Origin of the sequence: Mammaliicoccus lentus (assembly GCF_947036595.1) — a bacterium.
In the GTDB taxonomy this organism is placed as follows: domain Bacteria; phylum Bacillota; class Bacilli; order Staphylococcales; family Staphylococcaceae; genus Mammaliicoccus; species Mammaliicoccus lentus.
This window is the reverse complement of sequence record NZ_OX344834.1, coordinates 1,051,105-1,070,293: the sequence shown is the minus strand read 5'-3', so window position 1 is coordinate 1,070,293 and position 19,189 is coordinate 1,051,105. Positions and strand designations below refer to the sequence as shown.

At 31.8% G+C, this 19,189-nt stretch carries 16 protein-coding genes, 9 tRNA genes and 1 riboswitch; of the genes, 4 read left to right on the top strand and 21 right to left on the bottom strand.

The genetic code is table 11. The features are described 5' to 3' along the window. Positions 1–48: 48 nt before the first annotated feature. On the bottom strand, positions 49–1,245 hold the full coding sequence (gene metK / locus ACNMOQ_RS05360; protein WP_064205308.1) for a methionine adenosyltransferase: 1,197 nt from the start codon (positions 1,243–1,245) through the stop codon (positions 49–51). Positions 1,246–1,350: 105 nt separating this feature from the next. Next, a riboswitch (SAM riboswitch) is annotated at positions 1,351–1,463 on the bottom strand. Positions 1,464–1,645: 182 nt separating this feature from the next. Here metK and pckA point away from each other — a divergent pair. Further along, the gene (pckA, locus tag ACNMOQ_RS05355) at positions 1,646–3,247 is read left to right on the top strand and encodes a phosphoenolpyruvate carboxykinase (ATP) (protein WP_064211346.1); all 1,602 of its coding nucleotides are present in this window, start codon (positions 1,646–1,648) and stop codon (positions 3,245–3,247) included. A gap of 39 nt (positions 3,248–3,286) precedes the next feature. On the opposite strand, the gene ACNMOQ_RS05350 is transcribed toward pckA, so the two are convergent. Then, the gene (locus tag ACNMOQ_RS05350) at positions 3,287–4,057 is read right to left on the bottom strand and encodes an alpha/beta hydrolase family protein (protein WP_416350319.1); all 771 of its coding nucleotides are present in this window, start codon (positions 4,055–4,057) and stop codon (positions 3,287–3,289) included. Beyond that, the gene (gene ytkD / locus ACNMOQ_RS05345; RefSeq protein WP_416350318.1) at positions 4,041–4,505 is read right to left on the bottom strand and encodes an RNA deprotection pyrophosphohydrolase; all 465 of its coding nucleotides are present in this window, start codon (positions 4,503–4,505) and stop codon (positions 4,041–4,043) included. The genes ACNMOQ_RS05350 and ytkD overlap by 17 nt, the downstream gene beginning before the upstream one ends. A gap of 66 nt (positions 4,506–4,571) precedes the next feature. Here ytkD and ACNMOQ_RS05340 point away from each other — a divergent pair, with 66 nt between their 5' ends. Beyond that, the gene (locus ACNMOQ_RS05340) at positions 4,572–5,357 is read left to right on the top strand and encodes a DUF6612 family protein (protein ID WP_218708820.1); all 786 of its coding nucleotides are present in this window, start codon (positions 4,572–4,574) and stop codon (positions 5,355–5,357) included. 10 nt (positions 5,358–5,367) lie between these two features. Beyond that, positions 5,368–5,598 (top strand): membrane protein insertion efficiency factor YidD, encoded by a 231-nt coding sequence (gene yidD / locus ACNMOQ_RS05335; protein ID WP_416350317.1) that lies wholly within the window; start codon positions 5,368–5,370, stop codon positions 5,596–5,598. Between the two features lie 61 nt (positions 5,599–5,659). Here the strand turns inward: yidD and menC are convergent, their stop codons facing one another. From menC to ACNMOQ_RS05315, 4 genes are all read right to left on the bottom strand, one after another. Next, entirely contained in the window at positions 5,660–6,673 is a 1,014-nt protein-coding gene (gene menC, locus ACNMOQ_RS05330; RefSeq protein WP_416350316.1) for an o-succinylbenzoate synthase, read from the bottom strand. After that, positions 6,660–8,063 (bottom strand): o-succinylbenzoate--CoA ligase, encoded by a 1,404-nt coding sequence (gene menE / locus ACNMOQ_RS05325; RefSeq protein WP_070045727.1) that lies wholly within the window; start codon positions 8,061–8,063, stop codon positions 6,660–6,662. The genes menC and menE overlap by 14 nt, the downstream gene beginning before the upstream one ends. A gap of 201 nt (positions 8,064–8,264) precedes the next feature. Then, the gene (locus tag ACNMOQ_RS05320; RefSeq protein ID WP_416350315.1) at positions 8,265–9,431 is read right to left on the bottom strand and encodes an MFS transporter; all 1,167 of its coding nucleotides are present in this window, start codon (positions 9,429–9,431) and stop codon (positions 8,265–8,267) included. 138 nt (positions 9,432–9,569) lie between these two features. After that, entirely contained in the window at positions 9,570–10,412 is an 843-nt protein-coding gene (locus ACNMOQ_RS05315; RefSeq protein WP_416350314.1) for a DegV family protein, read from the bottom strand. A 914-nt stretch (positions 10,413–11,326) separates the two neighbouring features. On the opposite strand from ACNMOQ_RS05315, the gene ACNMOQ_RS05310 reads away from it, so the two are divergent. After that, the gene (locus tag ACNMOQ_RS05310) at positions 11,327–12,493 is read left to right on the top strand and encodes an IS256 family transposase (protein WP_064205432.1); all 1,167 of its coding nucleotides are present in this window, start codon (positions 11,327–11,329) and stop codon (positions 12,491–12,493) included. Positions 12,494–13,264: 771 nt separating this feature from the next. On the opposite strand, the gene ACNMOQ_RS05305 is transcribed toward ACNMOQ_RS05310, so the two are convergent. The 14 genes from ACNMOQ_RS05305 to hemY all read right to left on the bottom strand — a co-directional run bounded on the left by ACNMOQ_RS05305 (position 13,265) and on the right by hemY (position 19,179). Further along, positions 13,265–14,179, bottom strand: coding sequence for an ABC transporter substrate-binding protein (locus ACNMOQ_RS05305; RefSeq protein ID WP_182094003.1), 915 nt, complete (start codon positions 14,177–14,179; stop codon positions 13,265–13,267). Between the two features lie 171 nt (positions 14,180–14,350). Beyond that, positions 14,351–14,758 carry a VOC family protein gene (locus ACNMOQ_RS05300; protein ID WP_182094004.1) on the bottom strand — a complete coding sequence of 136 codons (408 nt, stop codon included), beginning with the start codon at positions 14,756–14,758 and terminating at the stop codon, positions 14,351–14,353. Beyond that, on the bottom strand, positions 14,755–15,243 hold the full coding sequence (locus ACNMOQ_RS05295) for a MarR family winged helix-turn-helix transcriptional regulator (RefSeq protein WP_064211352.1): 489 nt from the start codon (positions 15,241–15,243) through the stop codon (positions 14,755–14,757). The genes ACNMOQ_RS05300 and ACNMOQ_RS05295 overlap by 4 nt, the downstream gene beginning before the upstream one ends. 241 nt (positions 15,244–15,484) lie before the next feature. Beyond that, positions 15,485–16,228: a trypsin-like serine peptidase gene (locus ACNMOQ_RS05290; RefSeq protein WP_416350313.1), complete on the bottom strand. Its 744-nt coding sequence runs from the start codon at positions 16,226–16,228 to the stop codon at positions 15,485–15,487. Positions 16,229–16,680: 452 nt separating this feature from the next. After that, a tRNA-Ser gene (locus ACNMOQ_RS05285) sits at positions 16,681–16,769 on the bottom strand. A gap of 40 nt (positions 16,770–16,809) precedes the next feature. After that, positions 16,810–16,881, bottom strand: a tRNA-Glu gene (locus tag ACNMOQ_RS05280). A 3-nt stretch (positions 16,882–16,884) separates the two neighbouring features. Further along, a tRNA-Asn gene (locus ACNMOQ_RS05275) sits at positions 16,885–16,959 on the bottom strand. A gap of 7 nt (positions 16,960–16,966) precedes the next feature. Next, positions 16,967–17,040, bottom strand: a tRNA-Gly gene (locus ACNMOQ_RS05270). A gap of 16 nt (positions 17,041–17,056) precedes the next feature. Further along, positions 17,057–17,132: transfer RNA gene (locus tag ACNMOQ_RS05265), tRNA-His, on the bottom strand. Between the two features lie 18 nt (positions 17,133–17,150). Then, positions 17,151–17,223, bottom strand: a tRNA-Phe gene (locus ACNMOQ_RS05260). An 11-nt stretch (positions 17,224–17,234) separates the two neighbouring features. Then, positions 17,235–17,310 (bottom strand) — tRNA-Asp (locus ACNMOQ_RS05255). An 18-nt stretch (positions 17,311–17,328) separates the two neighbouring features. Then, positions 17,329–17,402 (bottom strand) — tRNA-Met (locus ACNMOQ_RS05250). 87 nt (positions 17,403–17,489) lie between these two features. Then, positions 17,490–17,564: transfer RNA gene (locus ACNMOQ_RS05245), tRNA-Glu, on the bottom strand. A gap of 220 nt (positions 17,565–17,784) precedes the next feature. Then, positions 17,785–19,179: a protoporphyrinogen oxidase gene (hemY, locus tag ACNMOQ_RS05240; RefSeq protein ID WP_064211354.1), complete on the bottom strand. Its 1,395-nt coding sequence runs from the start codon at positions 19,177–19,179 to the stop codon at positions 17,785–17,787. Between the last annotated feature and the right edge of the window lie 10 nt (positions 19,180–19,189).

Here is a 19,189-nt window from a genome sequence, read left to right as displayed (position 1 = left end):
TATAACTAATGATGAGACTCTTTTTTAATACTGATTTTACTTTTAGGTTTATTTATTTACTAAATCTTTTAATAATTCTACTTTATCTAATTGTTCCCATGGTAATTCTACATCAGTTCTACCAAAATGACCGTATGCTGCAGTCTTTTTATATATTGGTTGTCTTAAGTTTAGCATTTGAATAATACCTGCTGGTCTTAAATCAAATAATTCTCTTATTTTTTCTACTAGTACATTTTCTTCAACTTTACCAGTACCAGCAGTGTCAACAGCAATTGAAACAGGTTGTGCTACTCCAATTGCGTATGCAAGTTGAACTTCACATTTATCAGCTAGGCCGCTAGCTACGATATTTTTAGCTACATAACGAGCCGCATAAGCACCAGATCTATCAACTTTAGTTGGGTCTTTACCACTGAAGCAACCTCCACCGTGTCTAGCATAACCACCATATGTATCAACGATGATTTTTCTACCTGTTAAACCTGCGTCTCCTTGTGGCCCACCAATAACAAATCTTCCAGTAGGATTAATAAAGAATTTTGTTTGATCATCTAATAATTCCTTAGGAACGATTGGATATATAACATGATCTTTAATATCTTGTTGAATTTTTTCTAATTCTATTTTTTCATGATGTTGTGAAGAAACAACAATAGTATCTACTCTTAAAGGTTTATCATTTTCGTCGTATTCTATTGTTACTTGTGTCTTTCCATCTGGACGTAAATATTCTAAAGTGCCATCTTTACGTACATCAGTTAATCTTTTTGACAATTGATGAGCTAGATATACTGGTAACGGCATATATGTTTCAGTTTCATTTGTAGCATAACCAAACATTAAGCCTTGGTCTCCAGCACCGATAGACTCAATTTCACTATCTGTTAAATCGTCTCTATCTTCTAAAGCACAATCAACACCTTGAGCAATATCAGGTGATTGTTCATCGATAGCTGTTAGTATTGCCATTGTTTGGAAATCATAACCATACTTCGCTCTAGTATACCCTATATCTTTTACAGTCTCTCTTACTACTTTCGGAATATCTACGTATGTTGAAGTTGATATTTCTCCTGAAATTAAAGCCATACCTGTAGTTACAGTTGTTTCACAAGCGACTCTCGCTTTTGGATCACCTTTTAGTAATTCATCTAAAATTGCATCAGATATTTGGTCGGCAATTTTATCAGGATGTCCTTCTGTTACTGATTCGGATGTGAAGAGTCTTCTGTTTTTTGACATAAAAAATCTCCTTTAGATTATGTTGTACGGTCTCTTCCTCAGTGCAAATAAAAAGTGCCTTCTCTCTATAAAACAATAGAGAGAAGGCACACTCGTGTCCATTCGCTCTTATCGTTCAGACAATATTGGTCTGCAAACGGTTTGGCACCTTCCTTTCATTTAGAAAGAGGTTGCTGGGTTTCATTGGGTCCATGTCCCTCCACCACTCAGGATAAGAGAATCCGTCAGAAATGATAATACTAAAGTTTTAGAATTATGTCAATGAAACACGAAATAAATATTTTGTCATAAACTTTTAACAATAAATTCGTTTATTAGTATAGACTATTTATCTCAATGTGTTATACTAATTCCATGAAAATGCTTACAAAATAATTTTTAGACATGGGGGTCGTCATTTATGGCAATACAGTCAATTACAGAATCAATCGAATTAACTAATCTTCTTAGCAAAGAAACAACTTTAAAACAACTTTCTAGATCTGAGTTGTACAAACACATTTTAGAATCAGGTGAAGGTGTGTTAACTGAATCCGGAGCTATTAGAATGGAAACTGGTAAATACACAGGTCGCTCACCTAAAGACAAATTTATTGTTAAAGAAGAAGACACGGAACAAGATATAGATTGGGGTTCTATAAACCAGCCTATTTCTGAACACAGTTTTTTAAATTTATATGATCAAGTTATTGACTATTTAAACCAAAAATCACAACTTTATGTCTTCAACGGATATGCGGGTGCCGATGAATCTACTCGTTTAGATTTACGTGTTATAAACGAACTACCTTGGCATAATTTATTTGCACAAAATATGTTTATCCGCCCTGAAACAAAAGAAGAGGCTTTAAATATCAATCCTAATTTCACAATAATAAGTGCCCCTGGTTTCAAAGCAGACCCTGAAAAAGATGGAACAAACTCTGAAACATTTATTATTACTTCTTTTAAACATCGTGTAATTTTAATTGGCGGAACAGAATATGCTGGAGAAATGAAAAAAGGTATTTTTTCAGTTATGAATTACCTTCTTCCTAAAAAAGGTATCATGAGCATGCACTGTTCTGCAAATGTTGGATACAATAATGACGTTGCTTTATTCTTTGGTCTATCTGGAACAGGAAAAACAACTTTATCAGCTGATCCAAACAGAAAATTAATTGGTGATGATGAACATGGTTGGAACGAAAATGGCGTATTTAATATTGAAGGTGGCTGTTATGCTAAAACTGTAAGTTTAAGCCAAGAAAAAGAACCTCAAATATATGATGCTATTCGTTACGGTACAGTCTTAGAGAATGTTGGTGTGCAAAAAGATGGTACAGTTGATTATGACGACACAACATTAACTGAAAACACACGAGCTGCATATCCAATTGACTTCATTGATAATATCGTACAACCGTCAATTGCAGGTCATCCAAATACTATTATTTTCTTAACAGCTGACGCATTTGGTGTGTTACCACCTATTTCAAAACTTGATAAATCTCAAGCTATGTATCATTTCTTAAGTGGTTTCACTTCTAAATTAGCTGGTACAGAAAGAGGCGTAACGAGCCCTCAACCAGTGTTCTCAACATGCTTCGGTTCACCGTTCTTACCATTACATGCAACAGAATATGCTGAGTTACTCGGTAAATTAATTGATGAACATGGCGTAGACGTTTACTTAGTAAATACAGGATGGACTGGCGGAGAATATGGTGTTGGTTCTAGAATGGAATTAAAATATACTCGTTCTATGATAAGACGTGCAATAAGCGGAGAAATTAAAAACTCCGAATTTATTCAAGATGAAATATTCGGTTTGAATATTCCTAAACATGTAGCTGGCGTACCTTCAGAAATTTTATATCCTCGTAATACTTGGGTATCTCAAGAAGCGTATGATGAAAAAGCTAAACAACTTGCAAAGGACTTTAAAGAGAATTTCTCTAAATTCGGTGAAGCTTCTGAACATATTCAAGAAGAAGGCGGATTTAGTTATAATCGAATTTAATCTTATATTAGAGAAAAACTGAGTTCATTTATTTATGGCTCAGTTTTTTTGTTCACATAAATTCATCCAATTTTGTAGTTCGATTAAAGTTTCTTTTTCTGTTTGAGGTCTAAAAACGTGACCTTCCCCTTGTTTATAAATCGTTTTGTGAAAGACGGTTTCTTTTATTAAATGTTGTTCTAAGTGGTAAGCCATTTCTATTCCTACTTGAGCATCCTCATCTCCATGAATAATTAATATAGGAGGGCTGTCTTCACGAATCATTTTAAGCGCATCACGCCTTTCATAAGCTCCCGGTTGCTTCTTAGGGTGACCTACCATACGACGCAGCATTCCTCTCAAATCAACACGTTCTTTATACATCATAAGCATATCTGTTACCCCGCCCCATATAATATAACTAGATGCTTTTACTTTTTGATACGTAAGCAGACCTTGTATTCCACCTCTTGAAAAACCTATCATATGAATAGGTGCTTCTGGATATTTTGATTTTAAAATATTAATGCCGGTAATAACATCATTTAAATCATCACCACAAAACTCATCTCTTCCTTCGCTACCGTTACTTCCTCGATAATATGGTGCAAAAACAAGTGTATTTGGATTTTTAAATTGAGCCATTCTACCTGGTCGAACTCTACCTACTTGACCCTTACCACCTCTTAAATAAACAACAATGCGTTTCACTTTGGCATGGGGAGTCATGAGCAAGCCTCTCACTTTTAAGTCATCTACTGAATAAGTAACTTCTTCAGTGTAATGATTGTTAAAAAATATAGGCATTCTTTTTCTATTTAAGAAATCCAAGTTCATACACCCTTTCTAAACATGTTAATATTGCTTTACCTTTAAGTAAAAAACTTTTATCTTCTTCGTTGACTTCATTTATATTATCTACAATTATAGGACCATACGTCTCTAAATAATCATTTTTTTCGAATATTTCTTCAACATTAACAATATATACATCTTTATCAAATGGAATTTTATCATGGACGATATATGAGGCAATAAACATGGCACACTTAGCTTTAGCGCCCGTTTCTTCGTATAATTCTCGAATAACTGCTTCTTTATTCGTTTCATTTTTTTCAACTTTTCCACCAGGTAACTCTATACCTCTTATTTTATGGTGTGTTAGAACAATTTGATTGTTATATATAGGTATCGCTAATACATGCTTTGCATGTTGGGCTTCTATTTGTTCTTTAAATTGTAGATCAACAAACAATCCATTTGGATCTTTATAACGCATGATACACGACCTCTTTCATTGATTATGATAAACTGTATATATATTTTATTAGAAAGGTAGAAACTATTGAAAAAGTTAATTTTTACAACCCTTGTTATGACAATTACTCTTATTCTAGCAAGTTGTAGTCAACAAGGTCAAAATAATTATAAAGATAGCTCAGATGCTATTGAATCTTTCCAGAAAAACATTAAGAAAATTGATACTCATTCAATTCATTCTAAAAATGTAACGACGGTTGATTATCAAGATAAAAAGATAAAATTGAATCAAGAATCGTACGGTCGTACTAATCACCACGATAAGCTAGCTTTCAATATCGAACAAGAAAGTAATAGTAAAGCATTTAAAACGATGAACAAAAGTATATATGTTGACTCAAACAAACTCAAATCTTCACCTAAATCTAATTACTTAAATTATCATACACAAAATGCAGAAGTTGATTATTATCAAAAACTTGGTCAAGATTGGTTTGATTTAACAACATTTAACCAAAGTTTACTAAAACCTATTGAAGATGATATCAATTTAGAAGATAGAACATTGTCTTACGAAGGTACAGGTAAAGTTATGAAATACTTATATGATTTTGGTTATAGCCAATCACCTTTAATTGACCAAAATTCATTAAGTAATATAAGTGATTTAAAAATTAAAAAAGGTAACTTTAAATTATCATTCCAAAAGAATAAAAGCTTGCCTAAACAGCTTACATTTGACATAGAAGCTACTGGAAAAATTAAAAATGAGAATATTAAAATCCACATGAAACAAACGACAGATTTCTATAAATTTAACAGCACAGATGTGAAGCCATATAAAAATTTAACAAACAATCAATATAAATAGGAGCTTAGCAATGAAAAAATTATTTATTAAGCTAATTCGATTATATCAAAGATATATTTCGCCTCTTACGCCTCCAACATGTCGCTTTCATCCGACATGTTCTAATTACGCTATAGAAGCAATTTCCGAATACGGCGTTCTCAAAGGAACTTGGTTGGCTATTAAAAGAATACTAAAGTGCCATCCATTTCACCCAGGCGGTTTTGATCCAGTACCAACTAAAAAAGACCATAAACATTAATATTTATAAATTATAAGTCCAGTTAGCTGCTGTAAAAATACTAATTAAGTCTGAGACCTTTCTACATCTCAGACTTAATTTTTTTTAATTTATTATATATAACAACAGGCGGTGAATATAACAAGTTTTGATTTGTTAACTTTGAAGATTTATAGACAAAGTCATCTTCAAAATAATAATCACTTGGCGTTATATCACTTGGTAAATCACTATATTGTGCCAAATATGCTGTGAAATAACTACTTAAACCAAATTCATACATACCGCCTATAACGACTTTCAATTGATTTTCTTTACAATATTGTATAATTTCTAAAGCTTTGTCTATTCCACCTACTCTTGATGGTTTAATAACAACACCATCAATTACGTTTGATTCTCGAAACTTTTGTATCATTTCTAAACTTGTAGCAGACTCATCAATAAAAACAGGTATTTCTAATTTATTAGTTACTTCTTTGTATTGTTTAAGTTCTTTAAATGGTTGTTCTACATAAATAAAATTTTCATCATAAAAACTATTTAGCACTTTTATAATATCTGTATTTAAAACACCATTCGCATCGATTGCTCTTTTAACTTCAGGATAATTCATCTTCAAATATTTCATATCCTCTTTTATATTATCATTCCATTTTACTTTGATGCGCGATGGCAATCGACCGTTGTAGCTTTTAAAATATTCTTGAAGGTTCCCACTAATTGTTGCACCATAATCTACTTCTATCTCTTGTAACTCATGAAATTTTTGAAAGAATATCATAGACATGACGCTTCTTGCATTGGGATAGTCGTTTAAAGACTCTAATGATAAACTAGCTTTATCATAACTATCAAGTTGGTTGTATTTATTATTTTCATACCATATGGTTAAAATATTTTGAACAGATTGTATCGTCTCGTAATGGTACCAATTAGTAGAAAAAGCATTACATTCACCGTAAAAAGTATTTCCTTCATAATCTTTCCATTCAACTACTAATACTTCCCTACTATCAAGTTCAATTAAAGGCGTTTTAATGGGAATCTTAAATTCAGCAGTAAACGTATAAAAGTTCATTTTATTTCCTAACATAATCTACCCACGCCTTTACTTTATGTCTAGATAACTTGCCCGTCGAAGTTCTTGGAATTTCTTTAATTTTATAAAAATGTTTAGGATGTTTATACTTGGCTAAATGATTGTTTAACAAGTTGATTAATTCCTCATCTTTAATTTGTTTAGATGATTCATATACAAGTGCAGGAACTTGCCCCCATTTTTCATCTTCTACCGGAACGGCTACACAATTAATGATGTCTATATGGTTTAACACAACATGTTCAATTTCAAATGGATATATATTTTCGCCACCACTTATGATTAAATCTTTTCTCCGATCATAAATAAAAATAAATCCTTCGTCATTAATAGAACCAATATCCCCCGTTTTAAAATATCCATTTATAAAATCTTCTTCAGGATTATTAGATGTTAAATAACCATTCATTACATTTTCACCCAATACAGCTACTTCCCCGTGGCCTTGCTCATTACTATTTATAATTTTCAACTTAACATTTGAAGGTACTTTCCCTACAGTTTCTGGTTCCTCTTTCAACATATCAGGACTTGCTGTAACGAATTGAGAACACGTTTCTGTCATACCAAATGAATTATATATAGGTAATGATCTACTTAAAGACTCTTTAATAAGTGAAGGAGATAATTTTGCCCCTCCTAATAATATTTTTTCTAAATTGTATGGTTGGTCTAAATTTGATTCCATTAACCATTGCAAAGTTTGAGGTACGAGTGATATATGAGTTATATTATTGTTTTTTATAAGATTCATTACACGATTTGTCTCAAATTTCGGTTCAATGATTATCGTAAAACCAAAGATTAAACTTCTAATCAATACACTTAGGCCTGATATATGATAAATAGGTAACACTGAAAGCCACCGAGTTGATTCACCAAAACCTAAGCTTTCTTTACAACCAAGTGCACTATAATAATGATTGTTAAATGTTTGAGGAACAGCTTTAGCAGGTCCTGTTGTGCCAGAAGTGAACATAATTGTGGCAATTTTATTTATATTAAATGGCTTAATTTCATACACTTCGTTTCGCCCTTCAATATCATTTATATTGATTACTTTTTGATTTATTTTTAAATCTTGATAACTTAAAACTGTATGAACATCTATGCAGTTTAATTGGTTTTCAATTTCTTTAGCAGTTAATTTAGTATTGATCATAACAAGCTCAACATTTTCCAACCATGCACCTATAATAAGTGCAGCATGATGGATATCATTTTTAATATATAAAGCTACTCTTTCAAGATTTAACTCATTCAAAAATTGCGCATATTTTTTTGCATCTTTTAATAATTCTTTATAAGTTAAAATGTTTTCTCCTTGCTGAATCGCTATTTTATGAGGTGTTTTAATTACACGTTCCTCAATCCAATGTCTCATTTGTTATTTGACCTCCTTACAACAATATATATTATACCTATAAATTAGTGGTAACACATAAAAAAAGCTTAAATATGTATGGATAAAAACATGAAAGTTGCAAGACAAGCCCCACTTGCAACATAGTATCTCTGTCAACTACTGCCAATACAAAAAGAGAGTCTGGGACAATTATTTATGTCCTAGACTCCCAATAAAAAATTATGCAGTTTTTAAAGCTCTTTTTTTAGATAATGCTTGCTCTAATATTAAGAATATTAAACCAATAATTGTTAGGAACGGCGCAACTAATGCTAAATTTTCTGTTCCTAATTGGCTCACAACTATACCACCAATAGCTGCACCTAATGCATTCCCGATATTAAACGCTGATTGGTTTAACGTACTTGCTAGCATCGGAGCATCTTGAGAGACAATTGTACTCTTAAATTGTAATGACGGACTCATACTAAATCCAATCAAACCAAATACAAATATTCCTACTACCATTAGCACGCTATAGTTTTGAATGTAATACATTAAGAATATATAGATAGGAAATATAACGAATATAATTTGTAAGGCTTTGTTTAAGTTCCAATCTGCCAATCTTCCACCAATAATATTACCTAATGTAACCCCTACACCAAAAATAATTAAAACAAATGATATCCAACGTTCTTCAATATTAGAAACATTAATCAATATTTGTGAAATGTAAGTGAAGTAAGCAAATACACTACTAAATCCAAATAGTGTCACACCTAAAGTTAGCCATAATTTTAAATCTTTTAACACATTCAATTCATTCTTAATCGAAATTGGTTGCGTTTCTTCTTGATTTGGAACATATTTGATAATCCCTATAAGTGTAAATAAGCCTAAAACACTTATAACAACAAATGTCATTTTCCAGCCTAATAATTGACCAATAAATGTCCCGAATGGTACACCGATAATATTACTTAATGTTAATCCCATAAACATTAAAGCCATAGCACTTGCTCTTTTATGAGGTGCTACCATATTCGCTGCGAATAATGATCCTATTCCAAAGAATGACCCATGAGCTAAAGCAGCTATAACCCTACTAATCATAAGTGAACCATAGTTAGGGGCGAAACTACCAATACCATTACCTATTATAAATATAGCCATTAATAAAATAAGCAAGTTCTTTCTAGGTAATTTATAAGTTGCTAGTACGATAATTGGTCCACCAATTGCTACACTCAGAGCATACCCTGTAATAAGTTGACCCGCATCAGATACAGAAACATTTAAGTCTCTCGCAATGTTTGGTAAAAGTCCCATAATTACAAACTCTGTCATACCAATTGCAAAAGCTCCTAAACTTAATATCCAAATCGCTAAAGGATATTTTTTCATTTATAGTCACTCCTTAATCATATTATTTTAATCAGATTTATCTATGATAGTACTTTTACAAATTTAAAACAAGAGTATATTTAATATTTCTCAAAATAAAAAAGTTGAGAAAATATTCTCAACTTTTAAAATATTTATTTACTTGTTTGTGTTAATCCATCCAATTGCTATTGTTTCATATCCCGTGTGTACACTTGCCACTGGTACAAGAGGTTCAACTGATACTTGAATATTTCTATTCAATGTAAGAATACGCTCTTTCCAAATATGTGCTTCTTTTTCATTACCAGCATGCAATACACCAATTCTTTCAACACCTTTAGCGATTGCTTCATCAATATGACGCACTAAATAAGCTTCTATCTTCTTCATACCTCGAGACTTAACTTCTAAATCGATTTTCCCATGTTCAAGTTTCAATAAAAGTTTAATATTCAATAAACTACTTAATAAATATTTACTATTTGTTACGCGACCACTATTTTTTAACTGCTGTAAATTTCTAGGCAATAAATATAGTTCACTTGAGTCTTTATAAGATTCTAATTGATTAACAATTTCATCAAATGAACACCCTTCTTCAGCAAGTTTTCTACCCTGTTCTAATAAATCTTTCTGTGGAAAACTCCCCGTGCCGCTATCGATTACATGTATTTCCATCGGGAAGGTCTGTGCAGTAGATAATGAAGAATTATAAGTGCCAGATAAAGCGCTAGAAGGATGTATTGCTATAACATGCGTATAACCTTCTTCTTGAATATGTTGGTATGTTTCAATAAAATCTTGTGGCGTTGGTTGAGCAGTTTTTGCACCATTCCCATTTTCTTTTAACATTTCAAAAAATACATTTGAACTTTCAAATTCCGTATCTTTATATGGTTTTCCATCGATAATTGTTGATAAAGAAACAACAAATACATCTTTGCTATCAACATTATCATCAATATAAGTTGTAGTATCTATTAACCAAGCTAATTTCATACTTCCTCCAAAAAAACGCATCACTATCACGCTGTTTATTTAAGTTAATGGTAAATCCCACTATCTCATCTTCATTTTTACCACAAAACCTATAAATTAACAATTAAAAATGCATGCCATAAATTTTTATGATTATACAATAAAATACATTTTATAATATCAATATATCTTTTATAATTATATTAATCGAATAACACCTATTTTTACAATTTCATTAAAAATTATTAATTATATTAATATATAAAGAGAGAGGCATAATTCTTTTTTAAAGATTTCATAGTCCCACCTCGACAAGAATGACTAGAATTATAAAAAGCTTTGTATAAGCACATTTTCAATCCAGTCAGCTACTGCCAATATAACAAACGAGCCTTAGTCATAAATGTCCTAAAAAACCTAAAATACTATTATTAGTTGGATTAATGTCGGGGTAAATCCAATAAAGGTGTGTGTACTTGGATTAATGAGGTAGAAAATCCAATAAGAGTGTGGTTACTTGGATTATTGTCATCGTTAATCCAATAAGAGTATTGTTAATTGGATTATTGTCTTAGTAAATCCAATAAGAGTGTAGTTAATTGGATTATTGTAGGTGTAAATCCAATAAAGTATGTGTACTTGGATTATTGTCGGGGTAAATCCAATAAAGGTGTGTGTAGTTGGATTATTGTAGGTGTAAATCCAATAAGAATGTAGTTACTTGGATTAATGAGGTAGAAAATCCAATAAGAGTGTGTCTAATTGGATTATTGTAGGAGTAAATCCAATAAGAGTGTGGTTACTTGGATTATTGTCTTAATAAATCCAATAAAGGTGAATATGTCCATATAATTGTGTAATAAAAAAAGAGCCAAATATAGCTCACTTTAGTACAATGTAATCGACTAAGAAAATATTGTAGAGGTGACCTATATATGACTCAGTTAAATATTAACGTAGACTTTGAAGAATTGGCAAGTGCTATTTTAGAAAGTAATTTAAATACTGCTATGAAAAGTATAGCTGTAACTGTATTAAATGCTTATATGGAAATGGAAAGAGATCAGTTTGTGAACGCTGATTTCAAACAAAAGCATCCTGAAAGGATTGCACAACGAAATGGCTACTATGAACGTGATTTTATGATTCCAGTCGGAACACTTCATTTAAAAGTACCTAGAACGCGTGATGGCGAATTTACAACTGAAGTTTTTGATCAATATTCTCGCTCTGATCAATCACTGATTTTAGCGATGATAGAAGCTTATATTAATGGCGTTTCAACTAGAAACATCACGAAAATTGTAGAGGCTCTGGCAGGTAAATCTGTTTCGAAATCTACGATTTCAGAAGTTATGAAAAATATTGACCCCGATATTCAAAAGTGGTCGAGTAGACCTATTACTAGTCATCAGTACAGATATGTATTTGTTGATGCCATGCATATTAAAGTTAGAGAGAATAATAAAATAGTTTCTAAAGGAGTTTATATAGCTATGGGAGTAAATGAACTTAAAAGACGTGAAATTATTGGTTTTAAAATTTCTAATCAAGAATCTGAACAGGCTTGGTCTGAGTTCTTTGAAGATTTAAGAATGCGTGGCCTCACAACTCCTGAGCTCATTATTTCTGATGCACATTCTGGTCTTATTAAGTCTATTAAATCACAATTTATAGATTCAACTTGGCAACGTTGTACATTTCATCTTCTTAAAAACATCATTGAAAGATTTCCAAAAAAGAATTCACAAGAGGCAAGAACATTACTTAAATCTATTTTTCAAGCTCCTACATATCAACATGCGCTTGAAAGTAAAAATGAATTTGTAACTAAGTATGAAAATAATCCTAAGTATTCAGAAGCTTTAAATATATTAGATCAGGGCTTCGAAGATGCCACACAGTTTTATAGATTTCCAGCACAACACCATAAGAATATACGAACTACTAACTCTATTGAAAATATAAATATGCAGCTTAGAAAAAGAGAGAAAGTCATTAAGACTTTCCCTAACCTAGACTCAGCTTTTAGATTAATTGGTGCATTACTCATGGATATTCAAGAAAATCTAGATAATGCTAAAAGACCTTTTATTCCTTAAACTTACTACTTATTTTTGAAAAATAAGTAGAGATTAACAAAATGAATCTGCTAAAAATCAAACAGATTTATTTTGTTAATACATTCTAAAAAACCAAAGGTTGATTACTTCTAAAGATATTACACATAAATATGGACTTGACTATAAAGGTGTGTGTACTTGGATTATTGTAGGAGTAAATCCAATAAAGTATGTGTAGTTGGATTAATGAGGTAGAAAATCCAATAAGAGTGTGGTTACTTGGATTATTGTCTTAGTAAATCCAATAAAAGTATGTGTACTTGGATTAATGAGGTAGAAAATCCAATAAGAGTGTGGTTACTTGGATTATTGTAGGAGTAAATCCAATAAGAGTGTGTCTAATTGGATTATTGTAGGAGTAAATCCAATAAAGTATGTGTACTTGGATTATTGTAGGTGTAAATCCAATAAGAATGTAGTTACTTGGATTAATGAGGTAGAAAATCCAATAAGAGTATGTCTAATTGGATTATTGTAGGAGTAAATCCAATAAGAGTGTGGTTACTTGGATTATTGTAGGAGTAAATCCAACTACAATATCACCTCTTGCTTTTTGATCAATCTCATCCAAAAAAGAGCTAAGGTTTTATGTCCATAGCTCTTTTTCTTATATTTATTTCTATTAAGTCAAGCCTGCACGAACAAAATGTAAGATTATATAAAAATAACATCTTATTTCTAACTGAATAAACAGTGAAATGAGATGTTATTTTGAGTTAGGATTTATGTCCCAGACTTTTTATTCATTATTTATTTATTTAAAAGTTCTTTCTTAAAGAAATCAGATTGTTTTTCTAAAGAAATAGGATCTGAATACAAGAATTCATTAATTGAGTAATAAATGACATGGTCATTTTTAATTGCGTCAGTATTTTTCCAAACGTTACTCTTAGTAAATGCATTATTAGGAGCTTTGCCATCTTGAGTCGGCACTAATAGGTAATCGCCAGTGTACTTTTGGAAATCTTCTTGTGAAACTTCCATGTATCTTTCCTTAGGAATATCTTTCTTAGCATCTGGATCTTGTTTCAAGCCATAACCATTATATATGACATCACTACCTCTACCAAATCCAGGGCCGAACAAATACATAAGTTTAGGTTGGATATCCATAATCGTATAAGTATTATCTTCCCCTAGTTTCTCTTTAACTTCCTTACCATCATCTTTCATTTTCTTATCTAAATCTTTAATCTGTTGTTTTGCATCATCTTCTTTACCAACTAACTTGCCAATATCTTCATGCATATCTTTATAAGTTAAATCCTTAACTCTAAACGATACAGTTGGTGCTATTTTTTTCAATTTATTTATATTTTTATTCTCAGCATATGCAATAATTAAATCAGGCTTCAATTTAGCAACAGCTTCAGGATCTTCAGGATCTACCTTTTTAATATCATCTTGTTTTAAGAACTTTGAATCAGGATATACATTAGTAATTGCTATAGGTTCAACACCTAATTTTTTAAAATTACCATAACTAGCAGTTAAATCTACAATTCTTTTAGGTTTATTAGGAACCTTAATTTTATTACCATCTTGGTCAGTATATGTAACTTCCTTACTATCACTACTATCTTTGGAATCTTTACTATCATTATTGCCACACGCAGCTAACAAGAATACTAAACATGCCATAAATAAAAATAAATATCTTTTCAATTTTTACACTCCTTTATTGAGAATCTTTATCAATTATACTATTAATTTAGGATTCTACAATATAAAATTGTAAAAAAGATATATTATTCATATTTTGATTAACTAAATAATTTATAAAAGTAAAAAAAGAAACCCTAATGTACAGGGTTTTAAATATTAAAATAAAGTATATTATTTATCTTTGTTTGAAAAATCATCAAAATATGGATGTACTACTGTTTTTGTTTTTTCTTCTGCTTGAGCGTATATTTCAATTGTAAATTCTCCTGGTGACTTAAAGTAAAATGTATATGAACCATGTGCTAAAGCTGGTTCCCACACTTCAAAACCGTCTTCTTTGAGTGTCTCATATATTTTGTCTACACTTTCTTCATCTTCCTGTGGAAAGCCTATATGGAACGTATCTGGATAACTTGCATTTTCATCTTTTATTAAATTGAATAATAAACCATCATCGTCATTTAATGCTGTAAACATATTTCCAGCGGAAGCAATACATTTTAAACCAAAATATTTTTCTAAAAATTCCTTTGTCGTCACAACATCTTTAACTGCTATATTTATATGATTAAGTTTCATTTTTTTACCTCTTTCTCTTCTTTTGAATTCTGAATTTGAGTTTCTAATAACTCTGTAAATCCTCCTAAAAAACTTTTAATTGTTTCTAATTCTTGTTCATTATAGTTAGAGCTTAATCCTAGCAAATTCTTATTTAAATCTGAAAAAACCTCTTGAACTTCAACTTTTTGTTCATATTGTGGAACGATAATAACTTTACGACGATCTTCAGGATGCCTTTCTCTTCTCACGTAGCCTACTTTTTCTAATCTATCTACTAATGAAGTAACACTTCCAGTTGTTAATCCTACTTTATTAGCCAACTCGCCTGCCGTGATAGGCCCAGTCTCTCGTAATAAATCTATCGAAGTAAAGTCATGACTGTAAACTTTCAATAATTCAGAAACACGTTGTTGATATAATACAATGCGTGTTCCCAAACCTCTCACAAGAGAAACTAATTCTTCATCAGAATTAGTTATTTCATCTTTATTATTTTCTTTCAAAAGTGCACCTCCTTTTATCTTGATAATCAAGATACTTTGTTGTCTAACTAACTTAACACGTGTGATTTTATATTGCAATGATTTCTGTTTACACACCACTTTCTAAAATTATTTAAAAAGTAAAAAAGACCTTACCTAGCGTTAACTAAGTAAGATCTTTAAGTATGAAATATCTTAAAAGATAGTTATCAATGAATATTGAATATAGTAATTTTAGTTCAGTATATAACAATATGTTGCATTAATTCATATTTGCTTTAATCCAATTATATATTTCATCGTTTATCGATATGTATGTAATTTTTCCTTCTCTTGGCCCACTTAAAACACCTAATGTGTGTCCATCTTTATTAAGTAGCGGACCTCCTGATTGTCCAGGATAAGTTTCTAAATCCGTCTCAACGAAGTATTTTGAAGACCCTATTATTTTACCTACATCTCCCCATTGACTTACACCTTCTTCTTCTTCTTTAAAGCCTGGATATCCTACAGAAGAAATTTGTGTGCCTACTTTTTTATTTGAATCTTTCGTCTCCATAGACACTGGAGGAACAACATCACCTATATGTTGATTATTTTTATTAGGTTTTACCTTTATTAACGCAATATCATAACTCCAGCGAGTATTTTGATCTAACCAACCTTCATGTATGATGATGTCTTTTGATTCAAATACACCATACGGTTTTTCATCTTTATTTTGACCAGGCGTTATTTTTACTTTAGTAGCCTTGCCAGCGATGTCATGTTTATAGAGACAGTGAGACGCTGTTAAAACTGTATCTTTAGAAATAACAGTCCCTGTACAACCCGTATGCTTAACTTTCTCTATCTCCCCATTATAGTTTCCAAAATCTATATTTAATTTTGTTACAGATTGATTGACTGGTGTTACTAAATTAAGTTCTGCTTTTGCCTGTCCAGACATAAAGCCTGAAGCAAGTAGCATTGTAATTATAGTGCTCAAAAATAATGTTTTTTTCAATTTTTTTCCTTCTCTCTCTTTTGATGTACAATTTTTGATATGCAAACATTATTATATACTGAATTTTATCATACTAAATTTTCAATAAATATTCCATATATTTCAAGTTAAATTTCAAATAAATTTAAAAATATATAAAAAATGAGACTGAGACATGAATACATGTCTCAGTCTCTATCATTATAATGGCGGTAGTTGACTGGGGGGACTCCGAAATCTTTTCAATAAAATGAGAATTCTATCCCACCCCCGTTTTAAAATATTGTAAATACATAGTTTTTAGAAACTAAGCCCATTTGCTTACTGTTGAACATAAAAAAGAGCAAGGTCAACGTGTCAGAGAATTATTCTCTTGACACTTTTTTGACACTTGCTCTTTATAAATTTCCTTCAAATAATGAAGAAAGCTAGTAATATCAACGTCTTGGAGTTGTTGATAATTAAGGTACAAACGGAGAGTGAGGGATTCGAACCCTCGAGACGCTTGTGACGCCTACACACTTTCCAGGCGTGCTCCTTCGGCCAACTCGGACAACTCTCCACATAAAAAAATCAGAAGCGATATTTCACCTCTGATTATATGACCCCTACGGGACTCGAACCCGTGTTACCGCCGTGAAAGGGCGGTGTCTTAACCGCTTGACCAAGGGGCCTTATGGCTCCACAGGTAGGATTCGAACCTACGACCGATCGGTTAACAGCCGATAGCTCTACCACTGAGCTACTGTGGAATAATAATGGAGCGGGTGATCGGAATCGAACCGACATCATCAGCTTGGAAGGCTGAGGTTTTACCACTAAACTACACCCGCGTAGTAAAAATTTATATGGGGCGACTGATGGGAATCGAACCCACGAATGTCGGAACCACAATCCGATGCGTTAACCACTTCGCCACAATCGCCATACTTGTAAAAAAGTATGGCTCAGGACGGAATCGAACCGCCGACACAAGGATTTTCAGTCCTTTGCTCTACCGACTGAGCTACTGAGCCAAATTTATAAATGGCGGTCCCGACGGGAATCGAACCCGCGATCTCCTGCGTGACAGGCAGGCATGTTAACCGCTACACCACGGGACCATCATTGAAAAAAAGTAATTGCGGGAGGCGGATTTGAACCACCGACCTTCGGGTTATGAGCCCGACGAGCTACCGAACTGCTCCATCCCGCTTTAATATTAAATAAATCGGCTACCCTTTTAATATAACACAATTATTAATACTATGTCAAGAAAATATTAAAATTATTTTATTTAAAATGGTGACCCCTACGGGACTCGAACCCGTGTTACCGCCGTGAAAGGGCGGTGTCTTAACCGCTTGACCAAGGGGCCTCTCCATGAGAACTACTTTATTATATATAGAAATATAGAAAAGGTCAATGCTATTTCTTTACTTTCTTTAATAAAAAACAAGTACTTTTAACATCTTCGATACAATTTTCACTAAAGGGAAAAATAGACTTGATTTTTAAAGATTTTTTAAAGATAAAGCTAAAAATTATAATGTGAATTACATAAAAATATAGCCTTATCTTTAAATATAAATCCTTAATTAATTTAAATAATTTATCATTTTATCACTTGCATTTTTCGCCATTTGAACACAATCTGGTAAACCTACCGCATCAAATGATGCTCCTGTAAGAATTAAATTGTTATAATTATCTTCAATATGTTTTTGTATATGACGAATACGATCAATATGCCCTACTTCATATTGCGGCATACTATTAGGTAATTTCGTTACAATGAAGAATTCAGGTTCACCTTTAATCGTCATAATTTTATTTAAATCATTTAGTGCTACTTGTTTAAGTTGTTCTTCATCTTTATGATGAATAATATTTGACCCAGGCTTACCTACATAAGCTCTTAGTAATACTTTGCCTTCAGGCGTCGTATGTGGCCATTTTTTATTAGTCCATGTGCATGCAGTTATAGCAGTATCGCTCGTTCTAGCTATTACAAAACCAGTACCATCTTTATCATTAAGTACTTGTTCTTTATCAAAAGCCATCACAACTGTAGCAACACTTGTAGAAGGCATATAATTGAAATAATCTAATTCTATATCATCTTGGAACCACTTCACAAAATGTTGGTGTGGCGTTGTTACAATGACACCATCATAATGATGATTTTTACCATTAACTGTGACAACTGTTTTTTTGCCTTTTTGTTTAACATTTTGAACTTCTGAATTTAAATTTATTTTTACATTTCTATCTTCAAGGTTATCTTTTAATGTATTAACGAAAGATTCCAAACCATGTTTGAATTGTTTGAACTGCCCTTTAGGTTTTATAGTAACATTTTGATTCGCTTTATTTTTTGCTTTTTGTGCAATCATACCTTTGATGAGACTACCTTCTTGTTCTTCTTGCTCTTTAAAATGTGGGAAAGTAGTTTTCAAACTTAATTTATCAATGTCTGCACCGTAAATTCCAGACATTAACGGTTCAATTAAATTTTCAAGTACTTCATTTCCTAGTCGGTGTCTAAAAAAGTGACCTATTGATATATCAGTATGCATTGGTTTAACTGGCAAGAAATAATCTAACCCAGCTCTAGCTTTAGCGAGTGGAGATATTAATTGGGTTTTTAAAAATGGTTTTATTTCTGTAGGAATACCCATAATAGAACCACCTGGTATAGGATATAGCTTGTTATGACTGTATATATAAGATTGACCTGTTTTGTTTGTTACTAAATCATCAGCAATCCCTATTTCTTCTGCTAGTTCTGTCATAATAGTTTTTCTACCGAGATATGATTCTGGTCCTAATTCTATTGTATATCCATCTTTACGGTAAGTTTTAATTTTACCGCCAACTCTATCTGATTGTTCATAAACATCTATTTTTAAATCTGAATCTTCTTTTCTTAAATAATGGGCAGCAGATAACCCAGTTATCCCTGCCCCAATTATTGCAATTCGTTTTGACATATTTCACACT